Origin of the sequence: Silvimonas soli (assembly GCF_030035605.1) — a bacterium.
Classification (GTDB): domain Bacteria; phylum Pseudomonadota; class Gammaproteobacteria; order Burkholderiales; family Chitinibacteraceae; genus Silvimonas; species Silvimonas soli.
In genome coordinates this window covers 1,226,119-1,250,653 of record NZ_CP106736.1, presented here as the reverse complement: position 1 = coordinate 1,250,653, position 24,535 = coordinate 1,226,119, and the positions used below count along the sequence as shown (strand labels likewise).

Genomic DNA, 24,535 nt, shown 5'->3' with positions numbered 1-24,535 from the left:
AGTTGGTAGACGGTGACTTGCATGGTGTTACCTGGCGACGGGGATATCTGGCCAGCGTGTCGTCCATGCTGGGGAAAGGTGGTTTTGGCGCATCTTCCAGTCTTGCGTGGTGCCGGCGCTGGCGGTGCGCATGGTGCCGCGGCCCCAGCGGGCGTTGATGCGGTCCATGGTTTCATTAAGCGCGGCGCGGGTGAGCGGATCTGGATCTGTGCGGAACAGGTGGCGTTGCACGGTGCCGCGCGGCTGCAGGCCGGTGAGCATGACGCCTGCTTTGGCGTAGGCGAAACCGGGCCGGTAAATGCGTTTGAGTATCCAGAGCGCGTAGCGGGTGATCTGCAGGGTGTCGTCGGATTCTGGATCAAGCGCAATGGCCACGTGCTGATTGTATTGCGGCTCGTTGGGCTTGAACGGGTTGGTCTGGATGAATACCGATATGCCAGAGGCGATGGAGTGCTGACGGCGGAGTTTTTCAGCGGCGCGGGCGGCGTAGACGCTGACGGCCTCACCCATGGCTTCCAGACTGTAGACCGGGTGGCCAAACGAGCGGGCGCAGCAGATTTGCTGTTTGTCTTCGCTTTCCTGGGCGAGTTCGATGGCGAGTACGCCGCGCAGCTCCAGCACTGTGCGCTGCAGAACGACACTGTAGCGTTGGCGGATGGTTTCCGGGTCGCAGGCGGCGAGGGTGGCAACGTTGTGAATGCCATCGGTTTGCAAGCGGGCGGCGATACGGGGGCCGACGCCCCAGACATCGTTGAGTGCCAGTTCGGCCATCAGGGCTTGTTGGCGTTGCCGGTCGATACGTTGCCAGTCGCACACGCTGTTGAATTCTGGCCGTTTCTTGGCGAGGTGGTTGGCGAGTTTGGCCAGCGTTTTCGTGGGTCCAATGCCGACGCAGACGGGCAGGCCGGTCCACTGTTTAACCGTGCCGCGTATCTCTTGCCCGTAGTCGATCAGATCGCGCTGAATGCCGCGCAGCCCGAGAAAACACTCATCAATGCTGTACACCTCCTGATGCGGGCTGAATTGCCGGAGGATCGTCATGACGCGCGTGCTCATGTCGGCATAAAGGGCGCAATTGCTACTACGGGCGATGATGCTGTGCTGGCGCACGAGGTCTTGCATCTGGTGCCAGGGCGCACCCATTTTGACGCCAAGGGCTTTGACTTCGGCACTGCGGGCAATGGCGCAGCCGTCGTTATTGCTGAGTACGAGCACCGGTTTGCCTTCGAGTTTGGGCTCGAATACACGTTGGCAACTGACGTAGAAATTGTTCACGTCAACAAGGGCAAAGGGGCTCATCGGGCTTGGTGCACCCATGCTGTGACCACGCCCCAGATCGCCAACTCTTGCCCTTCGGCAAGCTCAATGACGGGGTAGGCGGGGTTTTCTGGAATGAGCGCAATGCGCCCGCGGCGGCTGAACAGGCGCTTTACCGTGAAATCACCGTCGATGACGGCCACGACGACGGCGCCATGTTCGGCTTGCAGGGCGCGGTCGACAATCAGGGTGGCGCCATCCGGGATTGATCGGGCCGGGTCAGTGCCGCTCATGCTGTCGCCGGCTACGGTGAAGTAGAAGGTGGCTTCTGGGTGAGTGACGTAGCGCTGATTGAGGTCGACTCGCTCTTCCGTCCAATCATCTGCGGGGCTGGGAAAGCCAGCTGGAACGCGGGTGCCCGCCAGCGGGATTAGCTGGATCGGCGGTGCCAGGTGGGCTGCGGCAGGGCCAAACAAGAGGGCTTCCATCATCTACACTCAATATCAATTACGAGAACGAGTGCAGTATAGAACGAACGTTCTATATGGTGGGAGCCCAGCCGATGTGCGTACATTATTTGCCAACACCCAAGCAGATGGTCATGGATTTTGGTTTGCCTGAGTGGGATGAGGATGACTGGCCCGATGGCACGTGGCAGGACTATCGCGCGCCCATCATCGTTGACCGGGGCGAGGGGCCGCATTTGATTGTGGGTACCTACGGCATGATCCCGCAGAAACGGTTACCACCAGGTGTTCGCATTACCACCATGAATGCGCGCTCTGAAACCGTGGGCGAGAAGAAATCCTACCGCGATGCCTGGAACCGTTCGCAGTTGTGTCTGGTGCCGATGCGGGCGTTTTATGAGCCATGTTATGAGACGGGGTTTGCGGAGGAGTGGCGCATAGGTCTAGCGGACCAGAAGCAATTTGCAGTGGCCGGGCTGGTGCGGGCGTGGAAAGACCCTGATTCGAAGCACATTGCGTATTCGTTCACCCAACTGACGATCAACGCTGACGACCATCCATTCATGAAACGTATGCACAAGCCGAACGATGAAAAGCGCTCGCTGGTGATCGTGCCGCCTGATGAGTATGAGGCGTGGCTGACCTGCAAAGATCCGGAAGTGGCGCGTGAATTTTTGAAGCCGTACCCGGCAGAATTGATGGCGGGGGTTAGCGAGGGGAGGTATGGGAAGAAAGTGAAGGGGGCGGAGGAAAACGAGTCGAAATTAATTTAAATGAAGGAGGGATAAATTTGCCGTACGGTGATCTCCTCCCGCCTCACCGAGCGGCTGGAACTGGAGATTCCCGGCTTCAAGGTGTGCGAGCCGGACTCGCTCGGCGTCCGGTTTTCCAGCGAACTATGCGGCCTGAACTCGTTGCAATGGACCCGCCAGCGCTCAATCTTTTCCCGCGCATCACCCAGCGACAGGAACCTGAATCGGCCCGGCTTCACTAGACGCTCGAGAGCCGTTCGAAATACTGCCTTTCATACTCTACCGGCGATAACCCATTGTTGAAACTGTGTCGGCGCCTGGGGTTGTAAAACATCTCGATGCAATCAAATACGTCTCGCCGGGCGTCTTCCCGGGTGATGTAGGTCCTTCGCCGGATGCGCTCCCGCTTGAGTAGCTGGAAGAAACTCTCCGCAACCGCATTGTCGCCGCAATTCCCGCGCCGGCTCATGCTCGGTTTGAGCCGATGCGCTTTCAGGAAGTCCTGCCAGTCATAGCTGCTGAACTGGCTGCCTTGATCCGAGTGCACCAGCACTTCTTCATCTGGCCGACGTCGCCACACCGCCATCAATAGCGCATTGATGGCCAGTTCCCGGTCCATGCGGGCGCCCATCGACCACCCTATGATCCGTCGGGAAAACAGATCAAGCACGACAGCCAGGTACATCCACCCCTCATGCGTGCGGATATAGGTGATGTCGGTGACCCAGACTTTGTTGGGTTCAGTGACATCGAACTGCCGTGCCAGATGGTTGGCCGCGACGGTCGCAGATTTGCCTCCCAGCTTGCCGGGACGACGATGGTAGCCAGTCTGCGAGCGCAAACCGGCGGCGCATCAGTCTTGCCACACGGTGGCTGCCCTATTCAAATAAGAGACATCAGTTCAATTGTTCAAGCATGGTGTTCGCTCGCTGGCGGTTTAATAACCACTTTTACCAGCGAGCATGATCACTTCTGCCAGAATCTGCAAAAGCGGGGGAAATAAGGACAATTCCCGGGTATTAAGGGGAAAAGCCGGGATTTCCCGGTGTACTCGGAAAACGCCCGGGAAATCCCGGGAAATCCCGGGTTTTGCCGGTGAAATAGGAAAGAACTTCGAAAATTCCGGAATTTCAGGGAAGAGACGGGAATGTGACGGGGAATTCCCGGATATTCCCGGGAGGGAAGGGGATTTACCTCGCGGCCACGAAACGAGCCGAGTGAGGCTCCTCTTACCGTTTTGAGGGCATGAGCTGACGGCAAATAGCATTGGGGTGCTGTGGTTCTTTTATTGTCCTAAGATCTGGGCAAAAGTGTGTGGTGATCGATGCGATCCCTCCCCGGTTATACGAAGACTTCTTATGTTTGTCCTCGTTAGCGGTATCTAGTTCAGCGTGCGCTGTGATCCAGTTTTCTACCCCAGCATCCACAGCAGCGGGAGTGGAGTATAGGCGGGGGATCAAATCTTTCGGACCGCACTGGATGGGCTGGTCTTTTTTTAGGCGAAGGCCTGGGCAGAACAAGCCCCGGGCTGGATCACGTGATCCAAATCCGGTGCCGGGGTTTGGCAAAGAGCCCTGACTCCCTCGACAAAAATAAATATCATTGCTCATTCCGGGGTTGATGCGGCTTGTATACCACCTTCATGACCGCTTTCCTGGGGCAGGCTGTCGGGCGACGCCAGAGCTCCCTTTTTTTTGCGTATAGAGATGACAACCCAGTGTTGCAAATAATTCCAGAGAGAAATTGTTGATGAGTTCGTCCCTGCCAGGCGTGGAACCGATTCCCCAAAACATGCTGCTGCGTGCCCGCATGCTGCGCGTCCTGATGCATCCGTTGGGGCTGCGGATTGCGTGGGCCTTGTCCCAGCGCGAGATGTGCGTCAACGAGCTTGTGGCGCAGGTCGCCAGTGTGACCTCCAGCCGGGTTTCCCAATACCTGGCACTCCTGCGCGAGCAGGGGCTGGTCATCTCGCGCCGGGACCGCAACTGGATACGCTACAGACTAGCGGACGCTCAGGTGCGCCAGTGGGTCGTTGATCTAAACATTTCCCGTGTCCCCGGGGCGCTCGCTCCTAATGGGGAGGCGATGGCGGATCAGGAGACATGATTCCGTGCGGGTTGTGCATCAATGCAACACCCACATGAGCAGTTTGGTCTTGTTCGGGGAATGATTTCCTTCATCCGGGATGCCCTGTTTCCCGCAGGCGGGCGAACCGGGATTCTGGACGATCCAATTCCCAGGCCCGGGTGCACCCTTCCTCTTCGCGTTCATTACCGGTGCCTCTGCAAACCGCCCGCTTCCATAAAAAACTGCGGACGCAGCCTGGATTGCGGCTGGCCCCTTCCTCCTCCTGAAACTGGGCCAGGACTCGGGTCAATGGCCGCCGCTGAAACCGGTTTCTTGACTAAAAAATTTCACATAAAGACAGTCTGACGCTTACTTGTATGTTGGTATATCGACGAACGGCGCTGCTGCAGCACCTCGATGTACATTAGAATTTGATAATAACCTTAACCGGGTTTGGGGCGCGGTTAACGGGCAGTCACTACGGATTTGTAGATTAATTCTTTATAAAAGAAAAAGATGCAGCAATCGGGGCGGTTTTTTGGATGCATGACTTTGATTTTCTCAGTCATGCACGGTGCTTTCGCGAATGGAGTTGCACCTGACGGACACACTTCGACAACTGTCATTTATGACAGTAATGGGCGCGCAGTTATCAATATTGCGCCGGCAGTTGCGAATGTTTCTTACAACGGATATGCCAGCTTCAATGTGGATAAACCCGGGGCTGCGCTGCAGAACACTGGGGTGAATGCCCGTACCATCGTCAATGAAGTGACCAGTTCCAACCGAAGCCTGATTCAGGGCGCAATCACCGTGCTTGGGCCGCGTGCAAATGTGATTCTGGCCAACCCCAACGGGATTACGGTGGATGGCGGTAACTTTGTGAATACCGGGCACGTGGTGCTGAGCACCGGTACGGTGTCGTTCAATGATTTTCTGAGTGCGCCGGGGGTATTGCAGCGAGACCTGGTGCTCACCACCAGCCGCGGCAGCATTGTTATTGGCTCGGGCGGGTTGACTGGCGCAATGCTCAGCCTGGATCTGATTGCCAAACAACTGCAAGTGAACGGGCCGGTGGTGGATACGTTTACGTCCGCCACGGCAACGACGCGCCTGGTTGGCGGCACCTCAACGGCAGAGGTCAATACGGCGGTTTCCGCAACCGACAATTTTTCGCAATACGTTTCATACGGCGCCGGCAACGCCACTTCGCCCGGTAGCGAACTGGTCGACATCACCCCGCTGGGGTCGCTGACTTCCGGCCGCATTGAAATACTGATTACTGATAAGGGAGCCGGTGTTCATATTGCGGGCAAGACATTCGCCTCGGTTGGCGACTTTGCCTTGCAGGCAGACGGCAAAGTGCGCGTGGATGGTGGCCAGGTTACCGCGCAGGGCAATATCGGCATGCAAGCCGGAGAGGTTGATCTGAGTGCTGGCGTGATGGGCAAGCCGCTGATCAGTGCAAATGGCAATGTGCAAGTGCTGGCACCAAAGATCGAGATGGCCGATGCCACACTCCAGTCCGGTACCAGTGATGCCACCGGCAAAGTGACGCAATCTGGAGATCTGGTCATCGGGGCGGCCAGTGGCGTTACACCAGATGATGTCCAGTTCCAGCGCGTTATCGGCACTGCCACTGGCGGGATCGGCATCACCGCGCAGTGGCTGGATATTCAGGGCGGCAGCCTGACTGCCGTGCAGAATATTGCAGTGAAAGCGCAAGACGTTAATGTGCAATCGCCGTTTGCCAGCGGTGCATTCCAGCCCGCCACCGTGACCAGTAGCGCAGGTGAGATTGATATCAATGCGCCCGGCACTTTGCTGGTGAACGGGGCCAGCTTGCATGGCGCAGCCGGAGTTTCGCTGAGCGGAGGTATGGTCACCATCCAGAGCGAGCGTAACGGGCAACTGGCCGTACGTGCCGATGTGGAATCGGCAGGGCAAAACGTGCAGCTCAACGCAACGGGCAACGTGACGCTAACCGGTTCAGACGTGCTCGCCGCGGGCAATGTTATTGCAAAAGCAGCCGAGCTGACAGTTCAGGATGACGGCACCAAAGGCTCAACCCTGATCGCCAATGGCGGTGCCGTGCAGATCAATACGACGGGCGATATCCAGAATATCGGCTCCATGATCCAGGGGCATACCCGAAACACGTCAGACGCCACCTCCACCGGCGCAGTAGTGTTGAATGCGGGCGGGAGTATCGTGAACCAGACGGTTGACGGCAGCCGCCTGGCCATCCTGTTTGGTGATAGTGACGACATTGTTTTGCATGCAGGTGGCGACATCACCAATCAAACCGGCCGGATTATCAGCAACAACGCATTGAACATGACTGCCGGTGGAGAAATTGCCAATCTGGTGACGCACGTACCGGGGGTGAATGACGGCAACGAGGTCGACTTTGATCATGTGCATAACTTGCTGGGCCTGCGTCATGGCGACAGCGGTCTGAATATTGATTTTGGCGACATTGCCATTCCAGGGCAGTTGGCCGATATGGTGGCCGACAAAGGCATGACGCTCTCAGCGGCCAGTCTGCGCAATATTGGTGGCCAGATACTGGTTAACGATGGTGACCTGAACGCCCATATCAGCGGCAGTCTCATCAACACCGCAATCCGCACCGGCCAGGTGTCATTGCATGAATCCTGCTCTTGGTTCAGTTGCCGTACCATTGCCCACTCAACCGAGCAATCGCAGGGCGGGTTGATTTCTGTATCTGGCAACATGACGGTGAATGCGGGCACCACCATCAGCAATACCGGTGGACGCGTGTTGGCACTGGGGCAGATGTCGCTGACAGCGCCAGTGGTATTGGGTACGGCATTGACCAGCTATACCACGCTGTCAGTGGATGGTGGCTGGAAGGGCTGGCTGGGGGATTCCTGGGCACAGGTTTACGCTGCTGACGATGGTGGCAGTTTCACCGCGGCTGGCGGCAAGCTGGTGGTTACTGGCCTGCTGGAGCTGGACGGTGGTACTGCCGTTGGCGCACAGGGTGAAACCGCCAGCGATGGCACGGTGATCATCCGTGCGCCGCACCGCGACCCGGTGACCTTGAGCCATCACGTTGGCCTGACTTCCTGGTTGTGGCACTGATGCGACGCTCATTCTCTCTGGCGCCGCAGTGCGCCATGCTGATGGCTGGCTATCTTGCCGCGCATGCTGCATCCGCACTTGCGGCAGATATACCTGCGGGTTTGCCGCCGGTGCGTCAGGACAGCGCCATCCAGTTGCTGAACGAGCGCAAAGACGAACAGCGGCAACAGCAAATTGAACAGGCTCCGGCAGCGGTTGAGGCCAAAGTGCCCACTGCCGCACAGGGTTCATTGCCACTGGATACCCCGGTCGATCAGGTGCCCGAACAGGAACCAGCGTTTGACATCAAACAGATTGAGCTCAAGGGTAATACGCTGCTGTCCGATTCTGTGGTTGGTGATCTGACCCAGCCATTTATCGGGCATAGGCTGGGCACCCAGCGTATCAATTTGCTGATGCGACGCATTACCGACCAGTTTGTAAAACGGGGGTATATCACCACCCGTGTGTACCTGGGTGAACAAAACCTGGCATCGGGCAAGCTGGTGCTCAATGTGGTCGTCGGGACTATTGAAGCAGTCACGCTGAATGGCCAGGCCTTTGCTCCGCAGCCCGCGCCACAGGCAACGAATGGTGGTTTGTTGACCGATGCCGGCACGCGCTGGGTGTTTCCTGATCATCCCGGCCAGGCGCTGAATCTGACTGATCTGGAGCAGGGCGTAGATCAGCTTAACCGGCTGCGGCGCAATCAGGCCGAGATGCAGATCCAGCCGGGCGCCAGTGCCGGGGGCTCGGTCATCAACATCAACAACAAGCCGGGCGACATCTTCTATTACAACGTCGGCCTGGATAACTACGGTAGCGATACCACCGGCATCGTGCGACTCAAGGCCGGCGTCGAGGCAGACAACCTGATCGGTTTGCAGGAATCGCTGTCGCTCAGTTTTATCGGTACCACCGAATCCAATGCGCTGGTGGCATCCATGGCAGTGCCATGGGGCTACAACGTATTTTCCTACACCCTGTCGCGCTCGGAATACCAGAACCTGGTGGGCGATACCGCGCTGGTGAACGGTGATTCGCGCGGGCATACCTTTGGCTTCAACCGCATTCTTTCACGCGCCCAAGACGGTAAAACTGCGCTGGACGTCACGCTCTCGCTGTGGGACAGCGGCCGCTCTATCAATGGTCTGGAGCTGACACCGCAAGACCTCAGTGTGGTGCGGATTGCCCTGAATCGTTTCGAGAAATTCCAGTGGAGTGGCCATTCGGGCTACTGGTCGCTGGAAGGTGGGTACAGCCGCGGAATCACCACGTTTGGCGCTACCCGGGATGCCGACGACCTGCCCACTGATTATGCCCACAACCAGTTCAACAAGTTTGATGCCAACGGCAGTTTCAGCGTGGCACTGGCGCAATTGGGGCCCGCGGCGCTGGCCTGGCGCAGCAGTTTCTCCGCGCAATGGGCCAAGGTCGGGCTGTACAGCTCGCAGCAGATTTTTGCCGGTGGCAATGACTCGGTACGCGGTTTCTCCCAGGACGGCATCAGTGGCGATTGCGGGCTTTGGCTTCGCAATGAAGTGTCCTGGGCCAATGTGCCTGATCAGGCATTGGGGCCGGTCGGGATGCACCTGGAACCCTATGTGTTTCTCGATGGCGGTCACACCCGCTTACTGGCCGGAGGTCTGTCGCAGAACATTGCGGGCGCCGGTATGGGTGTACATAGCCAAGCGCGTTGGGGTAGCGATGTGCTGACCAGCGAACTGCTGGTCGGGCGTGGACTGGATCAGCCGGCCAGCTTCGGCGGCAAACAAACGCTGGTTCTGGCCAGCATGAGTCTGAATTTTTAGGAATGTGATGATGAAGAAGTCCACTTGGGTTGTCAGTGCAGTTGCCATGATCCTGGCTGTTTCCAGTGCCTTTGCGGCAGACAAGGCATTGCCTGCCGGTGCATTTGCCGTGGTGAACGGGGTGGCCTTGCCGCAGTCTGCGCTGGACCAGTTGATGCACGGCGCTGGTATGGCCGATACCGCAACCACGCGGCTGGTCGCCAAAAACCAGCTGGTTGCCCGCGAACTGTTCCGCCAGCAAGCCGTAAAAGCGGGCTTGCCGCAGCGTGCCGATGTGCAGGCCGCCATCAAGGAAGCTACCGACAACGTGCTGACCCAGACCTGGCTGCGTGAAAACATCAAACCTGTTCCAGTAACCGATGCCGATGTGCAGGCGGAATACAACAAGATCGCCGGGGCATTGGGCGACAAGGAATACAAGCTCAGCATGATTCAGGTGGCCGACGACGCTACCGCTCGCACCGTGCTGGCCGAACTGAAAAAAGGCGCCGCGTTTGAGCCATTGGCCCGCAAGTACAGCCAGGCGCCAAGTCGCGCCAACGGCGGCCAGCTGGACTGGGTGTCGTTCAAGACGCCGGTGGTGGAAGGGCAAACCCAGGGCTTGCCCCTGGCACTGGCGCAAGCGGCGGTACATCTGACTGCGGGCGGGATCACCACCGAACCCGTGGCAGTGGGTAACTCGCGCGTGTTGTTACGGCTTGACCAGGTCCGTGCCACACAGGTGCCGAAATTCGACGACGTGAAACCCACCATCCGCGCCCGTCTGCAGCAGCAGGCCTTGCAGAAAGCGACGGTTGATCTGGTGGTGTCCTTGCTGAAAGCGGCACAAATCCAGCAGTAATTCCGGTCACCCGTAGTGGGCGATGGGCAGTAACTCAAATCACAACAAATCAATGAGCAACGCAACAGCAAGGGCCTCCCTTGCGCTGCGAGCAGGAACAGAACATGCGTAATGACAACCGTGCATTGCAATACCGGCTGGCGACTTCGGTCCCGGCTGGCGCGAAATGGCGCTTTGTCGATCCGGCCATCGTGCATTTGCTAGCCCCCAAAGCGACTCCGCTGCGGTGGTGGCAACGCGCGCTGGTTTACGCGTTGATCCTGACCGTGGCGTTTGCGCCAATCAAAGTCAGTTTTGATCAGGCCAGCGGTTTCAGCATGGGCTGGAACAGCGCCGAAGCCGCACCGATTGTTGATCCACTGGCGCCGATCCGCTTTCAGCCCGGGATTACCCAGACCACTGGCACTGATACACCCGTACCTGTCGTCAACATCACTGCGCCGAATGCCAACGGTATTTCACTGAACCAGTATCAGCAGTTCAACGTCGATCCGGTCGGGCTGATTCTGAATAACAGTCTGGTCAATGGCGGTTCCATGCTGGGTGGCAATGTTACTGCCAATCCCAACTTCAATGGCCGCTCAGCCAGCCTGATTATCAATCAGGTCAGTAACAGTGCTTTTGCCACGCGTTTGAACGGCTCGCTGGAAGTCTTTGGTGATCATGCGGATGTAGTCATCGCCAACCCCAATGGGGTGACCTGCGATGGTTGCTCCTTCATCAATACCCCGCATCTGACCTTGACTACGGGTAGTCCGGTTTTCCTGGACAGCAATGGCAACCGGACCAGCAATTTTGACCAGGCTGCGGCCACTGGCTTTGACGTGCGCAGCGGGCGGGTGGATGTCACCGGGCTGGGGCTGGAAGGCTCGCTGGACCGCATCGACCTGATCGCCGAATCGGTAGGGATGGCCTCTGCGGTGCAATCGAATGGCCAGTTGAACATCATTAGTGGTCAGCAACTGGTATTGCCGGTGGCCAGTGGTACCGGTACGGCGGGCAGCGATTTTGCGGTGCAGTCGAATGGCTTGGCCAATACTGCAGGCGCGGTGACCTCTACCAGTACCGGCTTTGCCATCGATGCGAGTGTTTTTGGCGCGATGACAGCCGGACAGATCAAGATCATTGCCACCACGCAAGGTCTTGGCGTGCGTACGGATGGCGATCTGGCCGCATCGGGTGGGGATCTGACCATTTCCAGCAATGGTGACGTGCATGTCGGCCAGGCCTATTCCACCCAGCAACTGACCATCAATGCCGTCGGTACGCAAACGGTGAGCGGGGACTTGCTCGGTCTGCAGGGCGTGAGCCTCAATGCCAACGGCGATGTCACCACTGCCCGCACGGTTGAATCGGGCGGGGATTTGCACGTAGCCGCCGGCGGGGTGCTGACGACCAATGACGCGTTGACCGCGCTGGGTAATGTCACCTTGACCTCCGGCAGCGACATGACTCATGCCGCTGCCGTGCAGGCGGGAGGCAATTTGTCTGCAACTGCCGGTGGCAATCTGACCTTCAATACCGGTGCCACTGCCAATCAGGCGATGAACCTGAGCAGCGTCGGTGCACTAAATGCCACCAATCTCACCGCTGTTGCTGCGCTCACCGCCAGTTCTGGCGGCGATTTGACGCTGACTGGCCAGAACAAGATTGGTGGGACCAGCACACTGACGTCAACTGCGGGTTCAGTCTATCTGCAAGGTACCACAGCGACTAACGACGCCATCACCGTCACCGCCAATCGCGCCATCGATATCAGCGGAACAGTGAATACCACCGGGGCGACCAGCCTGCAGACCACCATTGGCAATGTCACGGTTGACGGCCAGTTGGGGGCGAATCAAGCGGTGAGCGTCACAGCTGGTCAGGACATTCTGGTTTCCGGGCAGGTGGGAGCAGGTACGAACGCTACGCTGACGGCGAATCGTGATCTCACGGTATCCGGCACCTTGCTGGCCCAGGCTGACATGCTGGGGCAGGCCACGACGGGCAAGGTAGATATTCATGGCAACGCCATTGCTGGGGGCAACCTGGGCCTGAGTTCGCTGCAAAGCACGGTCAATGTGGATGGCGAGGCAGCGGCCTATGGCAAGAGCGCAGTCACGGCTGCGACGGATATTACCGGCTCTGGCGTATTGATTGGCAACCAGGGCCTGAGCGTGAATGCGCAGACCGGTTCGGTGACGGTTGCCGGTGCAGAAACCGGCGGTGACCTGAACCTGACCGCTGCACAGAACATCAATTCGCAAGTACTGCTGGCGTATGGCAACGCCACTGTGCAGTCCGGCAAAGATACGAATGTGTCTTCGGCAACCTTGACCGGCGGCACGATGAGCATCAATGCCCAGGGTGCGCTCACGCTGGCCGGGCAGACCTCGGCAGGCCAGACCGCCACATTGACATCCGGCGGACCACTGACCACCTCGGGCAGCGTGGTATTTCAGTCTGATGCCACCCTGCAGTCATCTTCCACCATCCTGCATCAGGATGGTTTGCAGGTTGGCGGCAATCTGCTGCAAACCAGTACTGGTGTGCAGGGGCTGGACGGCACGACCTACGTGCTGGGCAATGCCACGCTCAACTCCGGCAATGCGTTGCTGATCAACAACCTGTTGGTGCAGGGTGATATTGCAACCACCTCGCAGGCCGATACCACTACGTACGGCCAGATTGTTGGCCTTGGCAATACCTCGATCACTGCCACGGCTGGCAGCATTACGCTCAACAGTAATCTGAGTAGTGCCAAAACGGCCAGCCTGAATGCCGGAACTGATATCTCCTTCAACGCCGCGGCACAGTCGGGTGGCGATCTCGGGCTGAATGCCGGTGGCAATATCAGTATTACCAACGCACTGGGCGTGAATGGCTCGCTGAACGCCAAAGCGGGCCAGAACCTGGTCTCGACCGGCCAGATTTCAACCGGTGCAGATACCAACCTGCAAGCGGTGCAGGGGAGTATTGGCCTGGGCGGTACGCTGCAGGCCAACGGTCAATTGAGCGGCAGTGCGGGTAACAATGTGGTGGTCAGTGGTCAGGTTGGCGGCAATCAGGCTGTTACGCTGAATGCTGGCAATGTGCTGGCGGTAACGGGTTCGCTGGCCGCAGTGGGTGATCTGACTGCGACCGGCGGCCAACTGGTTGCCATTGAGGGCACCAGTGCGGCAGGTGGCAAACAATCGTTGATTGCCACTCAGGGTAGCGTCAATGTGGACGGTACCGCATCCGCCACCACTGGTCTGAATGTCGCGGCGACACAATCACTGGCAGGCCAGGGTGCGCTGGTCAGCCAGCAAGATCTGACGATCACTGCGGCTAGCAGCAATTTCGCCGGTGCCAGCCAGGCTGCCGGCAATCTCAATGCGACCACTACCGGTGACATGTCGCTGGGTTCACTGGCCGTCGGTGGTAACGCCAGTCTGAACGCTGGCGGCAACACCACGCTGACTGGCCCGACCCAGGTTGCCGGTGCGCTGGGCCTGACCAGTTCGGGTGACGCCGTCATTGGCGGTCCGCTGGCGGTCGGCCAGTCTGCACAATTGACTGCGGCATCATTGCAGATGCTGCAGGGCGGTGTGTTTAACCAGAACGTACAGATCAACACCCAGGGGCAATGGGGTTCCGCTGGCGACGTGCTGGTTCTTGGGGGCAATCTGGCCGCCACGACCGGTTCAACCCAGCTGAATGGCAACCTGGTCGTGTTGGGTAATACCGGGCTTGGGGCGGTGGGGGATATCAACCTGGCCAACGGTTTGACCAGCAGTGGTACCACACAGATCAACAGTAGCAACGGCAACGTACTGGCCGGTGGTGCAATCCAGTCGCAACAGGCATTGACGATCACCAGCAGCGGTAACCTGACGCTGAATGGCGGGTTTGCCGCTGGCGATACAGCCAGCTTGACCAGTGGTGGTGATTTGGTCACGCAAGGCACAGTGACCACCGTGAGTGACGCCAAGTTCATTGCGACCGGACAACTGAACCAGTCGGGCAATCTGCAGATTGGGGGCACGCTTCAGGCCACATCGGGTGGGCCATTGACGTTGAGCGGGTCCACCTATGCCGCCAATGGCATTGCATTGCAATCCGGCAGCACGTTGCTTGCCAACAGTCTGCAAACACCAGGTGCCTTGACGGTGACCAGCACTGGCGACCAGACGCTTGGCGGTACCAGCATTATCGTGGGCGATGTGGCGCTGACCTCGCAGCAAGGCAGTGTCAATGCGCTGGGCAACCTGACCGGCAACGGCAAGCTGACTGTCAATGCCTTGCAGGACATCTCGTTGCAAAGTAACAGCCAGACCAATCTGGCTGGTGACACCACGCTCACCACCGGGCGGGGGGACATCCGTGTTGACGGCCAACTGGCCGTGGGTGGCGCTACGCAACTGACTGCTGCGGGCAATGCCAGTATTGGCGGCGCTGTGGTGGGCAACACCAATGTGACCGTCAACGCCGGAAAAACCGTGACGGTAGCTGGTGCGTTGCTGGCACAAAATGACCTGGTGGTCGGGGCGGGGGATAGCCTGGCCTTGACTGGATCGGCGGGCGCCAACGGCAACCTCGATCTGCATGCTGCCAATACCCTGAGTAACACTGGCAGTCTGAGCAGCGGTGCGCAAACCACGCTGACCTCGGGCGGTGATCTGACGTTGGGTGGTACCACGCTGTCTGGTGCGGCCTTGCAGATTACCTCCAGCAATGGCGCAGTGAATGTACAAGGCAATGCGGGTGCCAATACCGACTTGAGCATCACTGCCGCCACCAATCTGACCACCTCCGGCACGCTGATCAGCAACAACCAGATGCAGTTGCTGGCACAAGCCGGCAACGCCACCTTGGGTGGTTCTATCCAGAGTGGCTCGAATATTGGGGTGACCACTGCCGGTAATTTGCTGGTGAATGGTGCGCTGGCCAGCAATACCGAGGTGATCTTGCAGGCTGGCCAGAATCTGGCCGTTGGCAGCACCGGCAGTATTGCCGCTGTCAATGATGTCTCCTTGCACGGCACGGGCAATGTCAGTGTCGATGGCTCGGTCAATGCAGGTCGTAATGTTGATCTGCTCTCCACTGCACAAACCACTTCAGTCAATGGCACGGTGATTGCCAACAACCTGCTGGGTATCAGCGGTCAGTCGCTGGCAGGTACCGGCACGATCACCGCCGGCAGCAATTTGACGCTGACCACACCGGGCAGCACTACCTTTACCGGTACCGCCAACGCCGGTGGTGATTTCAACGCCGCAGCGGGGCAGAACCTGGGGCTGGGCGCTGTCAATACCATTGGCAATGCAACGTTGAACGCTGGTAATGGCCTGACCCTGGCTGGCCCTGCCCAGATTGGTGGCGCGCTGAATGCCACGGCGGGCGGGGATTTTTCGGCCAGCAACGTCATCGTGGCGCAAACCGCATCGTTCCAGTCGGCCAATATGAACTTTGGTCAGGGTGTGGTGACGCAACAGGATTTGATCATCAATGCCGCACAAGCCTGGACCGGCAATGGCGATGTCATCGTCGGCGGCAAGCTTCTTGCACAAGCCGGCTCGGTCAATCTGGGCGGCAATATCGGGGTGATGGGGGATACCACTATCCAGAGTGCCGGCGACCTGGCGGTTGCCAAAACAATTGCAGTATCCGGGCAGACACAACTGGCCAGCACCAACGGCAAACTCGGTATTGGTGGCGACCTGCAGTATCAGCAAACGGCAACACTGACTTCTGCCAGCGATATGTCCGTGGGTGGCGCTATCAGCGGCCCTGGGGCGTTGACAGCAACCAGCCTGGGTGGCTTGCAGATCGGTGGCACCGTGAACACGGGTGCCGATGTGCTGCTGGACGCGGCAAAGAATCTCACCCTGGGGGGCGATGCCAACATCCTCGGTCAGGCGCAACTGTATGCGCGCCAGGGTAACGTCAGTGCCGCCGGTCTGGCTGCCACCAACGTGCAACTGCAGGCGGGCGGGAATGCCGCAATTAGCGGTGAACTGGATAGCACCAGTGACATCGCCATCACCGCCACATCAGGCAATCTGCAAACCGCAGCGATCAATGCGACCGGCAAACTCGCCGAAACAACAGGTGGCAGTATTACCCATGCGGGTGATGTGCTGATCCAGGGCGTGCTGCAAGCGCAAGCCGGTCAGAACTTCACGGCACAAGGCCAGTTGTACACGGGTTCGGATGCCAGCATCAGCGCAGGCAATAATCTGGCCCTGGGTACTGCAACCGGGGTGGTGGGCAATACGCTGCTCAAAGCCAGCGCGGGCGATCTGACGACTGCCGGGCTACTGAGCACAGGCGGTACCCTCAACGCCAGCGCAGGGGGTAACCTGATCCTGGGCGGGGATACCCAGGTGGTACAGAACGGTGATACGACTGGCACGGTGACCCTTACAGCTGGCAAGCAGGTGGGCAGTAACGGTAACCTGGCGGTAGCGGGCAATCTGAATGCCACAGGTGCCAGTGCCGCTTTCAACGGCAGCATCACCGCCAACAACAATGTGGCGATTACCACCACTCAAGGGAATCTGATCAACAACGCGGCGGTTGGCGGCAACAATGTCACGCTGATTTCGGCTGGCGGCATCAGCGGCAGCGGCACCCTTGCCAGTGCCGGCACGACGTCTCTCAATGCCGTTGCAGATATCAACAACACCGGCACGGTGCAAAGCGCCGGGCAATTTACAGCGAACGGCGCGAATGTCGCCCTGGGCCAGATTGCCACCACCAGCGGCGCAATCCAGATCACTGGTTCAGGCAGCGTTGCGCTGAATGGCACGATCGGTGGTGCGCAGAACGTGACGATACATGCCGGCAACAATGCCAGCATCAATGGCGATATCGGCAGTGTGTATGGCGCACTGGCCATTTCTGCCGACCACGGCACATTGAGCACCACTGGCACCGTTTACGGTGGCACCGGTGTCACCCTGAATTCGGCTGGGCAGGCGACACTGGCCCAAGGTGTGTTTGCAGTGGGCGACGCCACCCTCAATGTCGGCGGGTTGCAGAACAAGGGCGCAATCAACACCTCCGGCAACCTGACAGTGACCTCTCCCGGCACAGTCGACGCGGGTGACGTGATTGCAGGCAATAACGTCAGCCTGACCGGTTCGAATATCACCACCCATTACCTGTCGGTGACGGGTGACCTTTATGCCAGCGCTACCAGCAATCTGACGCTGGCAAATGACTCACTGACCGGTTTGTCTGCCAATGGCCAACTGGTGAAAGGCAATGCCACGCTGAATGCGGGCGGCACAATCAGCAACAGCAATCTCCTGGCCGTTGCCAAAACACTGACCACAGCGTCGGGTAGCCTGACCAACCAGAGTGGCGCCAGCATGTTGTCGGGCGGAGATCTGGATATCACCACCGGCAGCCTCACCAACGCCGGGATGCTCTCAGGGGCCAACCTGAACGTGACCGCCGGTACATTGAACAACAATGGCGGCAGTTTCTATACGGCAGGGAATGTCACGCTGAATGTGGAAGCGCTGACTGGCAACAACAATGGTTCGATTGGCGCGCAGTCCGGTCTGACCCTGACCGTGGCAGACCAGTCTGCCGCACTTGCCCGCATTGGCGCAACCGGCGTCAGCCTGCCCACTACCCGGTTCAACAACCAGGGCGGCAGTATTGGCGCCCTCGGTAATGTCACCCTTAATCTGCAAGGGCAGAACCTGGATACGGCATCCGGCCAGGTGGGCAACATTGGTAACAGCGTAGACAGCGGCGGCAACCAGCCCGGCTCGCTGACCATTTACGCCGGCAACTTCACCCGCGACAGCAACTGGCTGGCGGGGAGCAACACCGTTACCTTGAACGTCGGCAGCTTCAACAACAGCTGGGGTACAGCCAGCAACAGTGCTTCCGTGGCACAAAATCTCACCGTGAATGCCTCTGGCAGCCTGAACAACAACGCCTATCTGGCCGCGACCAATCTCAGTCTGAACGGAACGTCGCTGACCAACTCCGGCACCTTGCATGCCGACAACACACTAACGACCAATACCAACGGCGGCACGCTTAATAACAACAGTGGCACGCTCGAGGCAGTTCAAAACGTGCAGCTGAACGGTGTAGGCAATCTGGCCAATGAAAACGGCAAGATTCAGGCTGCCAACAATGTCACCATCAATGCCGCGGGGACGGTCGATAACAGCAATAACGGTTCAATTATTGCAAGTTGCTATAACGCCACAGGACCGTGCACCGGATCGGTAACACTGAATGAAGGCGCCCTGAACAACCAGAATGGCGGCACAGTCAGCGCAACCGGTAATCTGAATATCAACGGCGGTTCTGTTGACAACAGCTTTGGCCATATCCAGTCTTCCGGCGATATGGGCATCGCCATCGGCGGTTACGGGCTCACCAATACCGCCGGCACCATTACCTCTGCCGGTGCGATGACGATTACTGCTTCGTCGATCCTGAACCAGGCTTCCGGTACGTCAACATCCACCACGACCACCACAACCAGTGATTTTTCGAACCCCTATGTCCAGAAGGTTCTGAATGAAACGGTGGTCGGCACTTACATCAGCAGCTATACCTCAAAACCGACCTGCAACAATGGCTGTAACTTCGAGACGGGCCACTTCAATACTTCGAACGAAACCATTGGCAGCGCAGCGCAGTATGGCTCGGGTGTCGCGGGCTATTCCGTGGCCGATCAGATTGTCAGCGATTCCAGCGACAACAGCACTGAAATGCAGCAACTCGCACCAAGCGGAAACACCTACCGCTTTGCGTTGCCTTCTGTTGATGTCACCACCGTCACGCAAACTGCCGGGACGCAGGGAGTGATCAGCAGTGGTGGCAATATGACGCTGAACAGTAACGTCACCAATATCGATAGCAAGATTGTTTCTGGCAGCAATCTGACCATCAATGGCAATCTGAATAATGCGAATACGGCACCAGTGAATACTACGGTGACCTATTCAGTTGACCAGACCGCGCTGAACAACTTTGTGAATGCCTACAACGCTCAGTCCAATACGCTGAGCAATCAATCCAGTGCCGACATATGGGGCAGCAGCACATTCAGTGCCGCCCACCCGGGAAGTGATACGTACACCTCGACCTCCGCAGGCTTTGGCGGAATTGTGGGTGCACAGGGCAACATGTATGTAAATGGTTCATTCCAGAATTCAGCCACGGTGACCGTCGGCAACAATCTCACCGTCACAGGGGCCAATTTCACCAACGAAGGCTATTACCAGCAAACGCTGACTACCACCAAAGGTTGTGTTGCCGGCGCCAAAACCTGCAAGGGCGAGGTTGACGCGCGTGTCCAAAGCTTCAGCTATACGGAAAGCCGCGCCAACGTCACCGTCGGTGGCGACATCCAGATTACTGCTGACACGGTAGACAATACCCACGCCAACCTGATCGCCCTGGGCAATCTGGGCATCACCAGCACCGGCACGCTGACCAACACTTCCGGGACCATTGCCTCGATTGGTGGCGATGTCACGATCAAAGCTGGCAAGATCATCAACCAGGTGCAGGCACCGGTCAGCACGCATGTGAGCTATGGCAATACTGACCCCATTGGGGGTTGCAACCCAGGCGCCAGTACCTACAAAGGCAGCAATTGCTCGGCGGATATTTTGAATGCAGCGGGTGACCCGTCGCTTATCCAGGCCGGGCATGACCTGAGCCTGACCGGCAGTTCACTCTCCAACATCGGCAGCGCCATCACCGCAGGCAACAATGCCCAGCTGAATATCAGTGGTGACGTGCTGAATCAGACGGTAATGCTGACCGAGCAATGGCGCGGCCAGTGGGTGCAGGAAACCAGCTGGTTCTCCAAAGACAAAACGCACCAGACCTACGGCACGATCGTGCAGGGCACGCAGGATGCATTGATCCAGGCCGGCAACACCCTCAGCGGCACGGTGCAGAACATCCAGAACACCGGTGCCATCAGTGCCGATACCATCAAGATCAACGCTCAGAACCTGCTTAATGGCCTGACCGACAACCATACGCCGACCCCGGCTACCACGCTGGCGCCGCAAGTGATCTCGCTGGCGGCAGGCGGCACCCCAGTGGTAACGGGCAATACCAAGCCCTCCGCAGCCAAAGCCACCATCACAGAACCGATGTCTTCGGGGATGGCCGCTGCAGTGGTCATGGGCGTGGCCGGTGCCGCCTCCACCCCGACGGCTACGTCCGGGGTAGACGTCACCTACCTCAAGCACAACAGTGGCGATGACGTGCTGGGCGGCATTTCGGCGGCTGTTCTGGTCAACAACCTGCCGGCCGACCTGCGTCCGGACAGCAGTGTGGCGTTCTACGCCGACCCGGTGATCGAACAGCAATTGCTGACCCAGGCCGCACTGCAGCAGACCGGCCAGGCGTATTTCGTCAACGGCCTGAGTGCTGACGACCAGACCAAGGCTTCGGTCGCCGACCAGCAGAAGACCATCCTTTACAAAGATGCCATCGCCTGGGCCGAAGCCAACGACGTGCAACTGGGTACGGCACTGACCCAGGACCAGATCGCCGGGCTGACCGCACCGATGCTCTGGTACGTGGAAGAAGCCGTCCCCGATCCGGCCTGCGCTGGCCTGCCCAATTGCGGCACCGTCAACGTCTTGATGCCGCAGGTCTACCTGCCGGCCAACGACCAGCTTGCCAAGCAGGAAGGCGGCAGCATCACCGGCAACAATGTCACGCTGAACCTGAGCGGCAGCCTCACCAATACCGGCACCATCGCCGCCAGCAATGACCTGAACATTACTGCCAGCAGCATTACCAACGAAGCGCGCAGCGTGGACATTGGTCAGTCCGCCTACAAGGAAGCCAGTGGCTGGCTGCAGGTCTCAGGCACGCAAGTGCAGCCGGGCGGCTTTATCAGCGGCGCCAACGTCAGCCTGAACACCGACGCCATCAACAGCATCGGCGGCACTTTCCAGGTGACCGACCCCGCCACCGGCCAGGTCGATGCAGCCAAGAGCGCACAGCTGATCCAGGACCTGGGTGCCAAGCTGGGCATCAACTACACGCAAACCAGCGTCAGCGACAACATCAACCAGAGCTTCATCAAGGACACCTCAGGGCCGGGTCCCGTGGTAGTGATGATTGCTGCCATCGTCATTGCCGTTCTGACGTATGGTGCGGCATCCGAACTGGTGGCTGCTGCAGCGGCAGCTGAAACGGGTACAACGGCCGTGGGCCTGGCAGCGACAGGTTCCACCTTTGCGGCAGCCACGGCGACCACTACGGCGGGTCTGGCGAACGCGGCAATTGCGGCGGGTGCCGCTGGCATGGCGTCTACCGCAACATCTGAACTGCTGACCACCGGCAAGCTCGATGGTGACTCGATCCTGAAGGCCGGGCTGGTCGGCGCATTGACGGCCGGGATTACCGGAGAACTGGGTATTGGCAGCGTCACCGGAGGCGGCCTGAATAACCTCGGTACCAATCTGGTTAATGCCGGCGAACGTTCCCTGATCAGTGCTGGCCTGGATACTGCAGTTTACGGCACCAGCTTTGGTACGGCCTTTGAACAAAGCCTGGCCGCTAACGCGGGGGCCTCCTTGAACGGTGCTATTGGCGATCAATTTGGCAGCCCGCCGGCGGGTAGCGTCAACTGGTTGGCCGATGTCGGCGAACACGCGGTCTTGGGTTGCGCAATGGGTGCGCTGAGTGGTGGCGGATGTTCATCCGGGGCGATGGGGGGGGCAACTTCATCCATCATTGCACAGCCACTAATTGATACGTTGCCAGGCAATAACGGCCCGAATGGCAGACTGCTCACAGACTCTGCAGATATGGCGATTGCAGGCGTGGTGGCCTCGGTGACGGGTCACGATGCTGCAACGGCAATGAACCAGGCCCAAAGCGAAGTACAGAACAATACCGATGCACATCAGGCGGCGATTAATATCCAAAAAGTCTTGGACCTCCACTTGAATGGCCAAGTGGTCATGTTAACTGACCAAAACGGCAATAAGACCACCGCGACTGGTTATCTCCTTGCTGATCCGGATGGGCTTGGCGGAAATTGGCAACTCTCGAGCAATGGCGCACCGGCCAGTAGCAACAGTAGCGTCGTTGTAAACAGCGGAACGACTCCCACAACTGCCCCGGCATATTCGTTTGGAAGCTCGATCCACCTTGATGGTGACAATAGTTCAACAATCCAGGATCCGGGGACCGCCTTCCAGCAGTCTGTTCAGCAGGCGCAGAGCAACAGCAGCTTTGGTACCCGTGTCTTGGGCACACTACAGGCTGTTGGCGGTGCGGCCCAGGTAGGCGCAGCCGGCTTGGCAGCCGCTGCTTGCCCGGAAACCGGCGGACTTGGTTGTGCTGCAGCTGCTTACCTTGGGATGTCAGGCATTGACAATCTGTATGCAGGTACCAAGACCGCTTATACCGGGATCGCCCAGTCTCCGCTCGGGGCCCAGATACTCCAAGGGATGGGGTTCAGCCCGGAGGTGGCCAATTTGCTGTATGGCACCACGCAACTTGGAGCGACCGGATTTACTGCTCCGTTGGTGGAGACAGCAGCCGCGGGCACGATTAATACTGTAGCCAAGGAGGCAAATGCTACAAGCAGTGCAGCCTCCGTTGACGCAACGGCGGAGAGCACTTCAACCGTGTTTCGCGTGCAGGGCGGAGTGATGCCTAACGCTAGCAAAACGCTTATCACACTTGATACTGGCGGCAACCCGATTATTGAAAACGGAACGCTGAATATCAGCATGGGGGATTCGTCACATGCGCAATATTTCCAATCGTTACGCCCAGGGAGCACTATTACGTCGTTTGAAATACCATCATGGTTGGATGATTTCATTCAAAAAAATGCGATTCCTCAAGACTTCTATCGAAGTAATCCGTTGAATCAAGGCGGATTGGCGCCGAAGATCGTTGACATCACAACTCCGGGCAATTCTTACGAACTGCCCCCTCCATGGGCCCATTGGTTGCAGGAAAATGCAATTCCAGGATCCGGCAAGGTACAGTAATGATAAAGCTTGAAAAAAATCTAGAGCCAGCCATGCATGAGTTACTTGACCCTCAATACGTGGTTGCTGTTGCTCGCTATGAAGGAGTTATTCACTGGTTATTGTTAGAGCCTGAGAATTTGCTTCTCGATTGGGAAAAACGGCGAGAGGAATTTGTCGCGGCGGGCTATCCGTATCCAGATTTACGCGCGGTAGCAACTCAAAGGTCCGGTATCGTGGTACTTGATCAGCATACAGCTGCCGAGTTTTTACGTGCCCCCGAAGCTCATAAATTGAACCTTGAATTTTTACGGCAGGTTCTTCTGGAGAGGCTTCCTAGTGCGGAGTCATGGTGGGACGTGGGCTTCTTGTTTCCGATTGCATTCATTGATTTTGATAGCAAACGCTTCGCGGGTTTTTATCAGAATGGCCCACGATTTGAGCGCTACGTTCCCGATGGGTGGGAGGGCGAGTTTGTGGACTTTGCCAATACCTATCCCGAGGATGTATTTCCAGTGGCAGATAAGTTCTGGATTGTAGATGGTAGAAACTTACTACATGAACTGAACGAACGCGGTCGCGCGCTGGAGGCTGGGCGTGCAAAGAACTGATAACCAAGGCCGAGAACTCTTAAGTTCCAACACCATAGGGCCGCTCTACGGGCAGCAGGTTTCGTGCCAATTCAAAATTCCCTGCTACGACGAGTGTATGAATGTTTTGTGCCAAGGGGGTGACGTCGGTAATGCGCTGTATCCATTTCTGCACGTAGAGATCAACGGCTTGTTTACTCAGGCCGATTTGAATAGCCCGATGCGGCTGCGGATGCATCATCAGATCCCGCTCCGGGTCCCACTGGATGCGCACGGGGGCATCCTCCTTTACCCGGTGCCAATCTTCCCGGCTTATCGATCCGCTTGGATGGCTAGGACAGCTGTAAGCTAACGCCCATTCGAACCCTTCGCGCGAAATATCGACTGCCAGAATGCGTGCCTGCCGGACATCCTTCAATCCCCACCCCGAGCGGTACATCATCCAAAGGAATGAAGGTTTAATCCACGTCATTCGCTCCGTCTTGAATGGCGGTGAAACGAACGTTCCGTGCTCCAATGCAGAGAGGGCAATTGCGTCCGAGTAAGCTTGGTAGACCCGGATGGTCCGATCATCGTACTGGGCACGAATTTGGCGTTCTGGGATAGAAGGTATTTGATTCATCATTCGAATATTCTAAATGGGTAACAAATCCATATACAAGCGAATAGCGATCCTTCCTGCGTCCTAGCATCAATTG

General features: G+C 58.1%; 10 protein-coding genes and 2 pseudogenes. 7 read left to right on the top strand and 5 right to left on the bottom strand.

The window, feature by feature from the left end:
* Positions 1–27: 27 nt before the first annotated feature.
* Together N7220_RS05700 and N7220_RS05695 are read right to left on the bottom strand one after the other, a co-directional pair.
* Positions 28–1,317, bottom strand: coding sequence for a Y-family DNA polymerase (locus N7220_RS05700; protein ID WP_283150492.1), 1,290 nt, complete (start codon positions 1,315–1,317; stop codon positions 28–30).
* Positions 1,296–1,748, bottom strand: coding sequence for a LexA family protein (locus N7220_RS05695; protein ID WP_283150491.1), 453 nt, complete (start codon positions 1,746–1,748; stop codon positions 1,296–1,298). The genes N7220_RS05700 and N7220_RS05695 overlap by 22 nt, the downstream gene beginning before the upstream one ends.
* Before the next feature lie 110 nt (positions 1,749–1,858).
* Between N7220_RS05695 and N7220_RS05690 the strand changes: the two genes are divergently transcribed.
* Positions 1,859–2,497: an SOS response-associated peptidase gene (locus N7220_RS05690; RefSeq protein ID WP_283150490.1), complete on the top strand. Its 639-nt coding sequence runs from the start codon at positions 1,859–1,861 to the stop codon at positions 2,495–2,497.
* A 101-nt stretch (positions 2,498–2,598) separates the two neighbouring features.
* On the opposite strand, the pseudogene N7220_RS20760 reads toward N7220_RS05690, so the two are convergent.
* Positions 2,599–2,694, bottom strand: a pseudogene (locus tag N7220_RS20760) (integrase core domain-containing protein); the annotation flags it as partial.
* A 20-nt stretch (positions 2,695–2,714) separates the two neighbouring features.
* Positions 2,715–3,354: pseudogene (locus tag N7220_RS05680) on the bottom strand (IS3 family transposase); the annotation flags it as partial.
* An 871-nt stretch (positions 3,355–4,225) separates the two neighbouring features.
* Here N7220_RS05680 and N7220_RS05675 point away from each other — a divergent pair.
* The 6 genes from N7220_RS05675 (at position 4,226) to N7220_RS05650 (ending at position 23,858) form a co-directional block, all read left to right on the top strand.
* Complete coding sequence (locus N7220_RS05675) at positions 4,226–4,582, top strand: ArsR/SmtB family transcription factor (protein ID WP_283150489.1); 357 nt, start codon at positions 4,226–4,228, stop codon at positions 4,580–4,582.
* A gap of 477 nt (positions 4,583–5,059) precedes the next feature.
* Complete coding sequence (locus tag N7220_RS05670) at positions 5,060–7,651, top strand: two-partner secretion domain-containing protein (RefSeq protein ID WP_308446569.1); 2,592 nt, start codon at positions 5,060–5,062, stop codon at positions 7,649–7,651.
* A complete protein-coding gene (locus tag N7220_RS05665) occupies positions 7,651–9,441 on the top strand; it encodes a ShlB/FhaC/HecB family hemolysin secretion/activation protein (RefSeq protein ID WP_283150488.1) in 1,791 nt (596 codons plus the stop codon). Before N7220_RS05670 ends, N7220_RS05665 begins: the two co-directional genes overlap by 1 nt.
* Positions 9,442–9,451: 10 nt before the next feature.
* Positions 9,452–10,282: a peptidylprolyl isomerase gene (locus N7220_RS05660; protein WP_283150487.1), complete on the top strand. Its 831-nt coding sequence runs from the start codon at positions 9,452–9,454 to the stop codon at positions 10,280–10,282.
* Between the two features lie 104 nt (positions 10,283–10,386).
* Positions 10,387–23,268 (top strand): filamentous hemagglutinin N-terminal domain-containing protein, encoded by a 12,882-nt coding sequence (locus N7220_RS05655; RefSeq protein WP_283150486.1) that lies wholly within the window; start codon positions 10,387–10,389, stop codon positions 23,266–23,268.
* Entirely contained in the window at positions 23,268–23,858 is a 591-nt protein-coding gene (locus N7220_RS05650) for a hypothetical protein (protein WP_283150485.1), read from the top strand. Before N7220_RS05655 ends, N7220_RS05650 begins: the two co-directional genes overlap by 1 nt.
* A gap of 19 nt (positions 23,859–23,877) precedes the next feature.
* Here N7220_RS05650 and N7220_RS05645 read toward each other — a convergent pair whose 3' ends face one another.
* Positions 23,878–24,462 (bottom strand): DUF4291 domain-containing protein, encoded by a 585-nt coding sequence (locus N7220_RS05645; RefSeq protein WP_283150484.1) that lies wholly within the window; start codon positions 24,460–24,462, stop codon positions 23,878–23,880.
* Positions 24,463–24,535 lie beyond the last annotated feature (73 nt).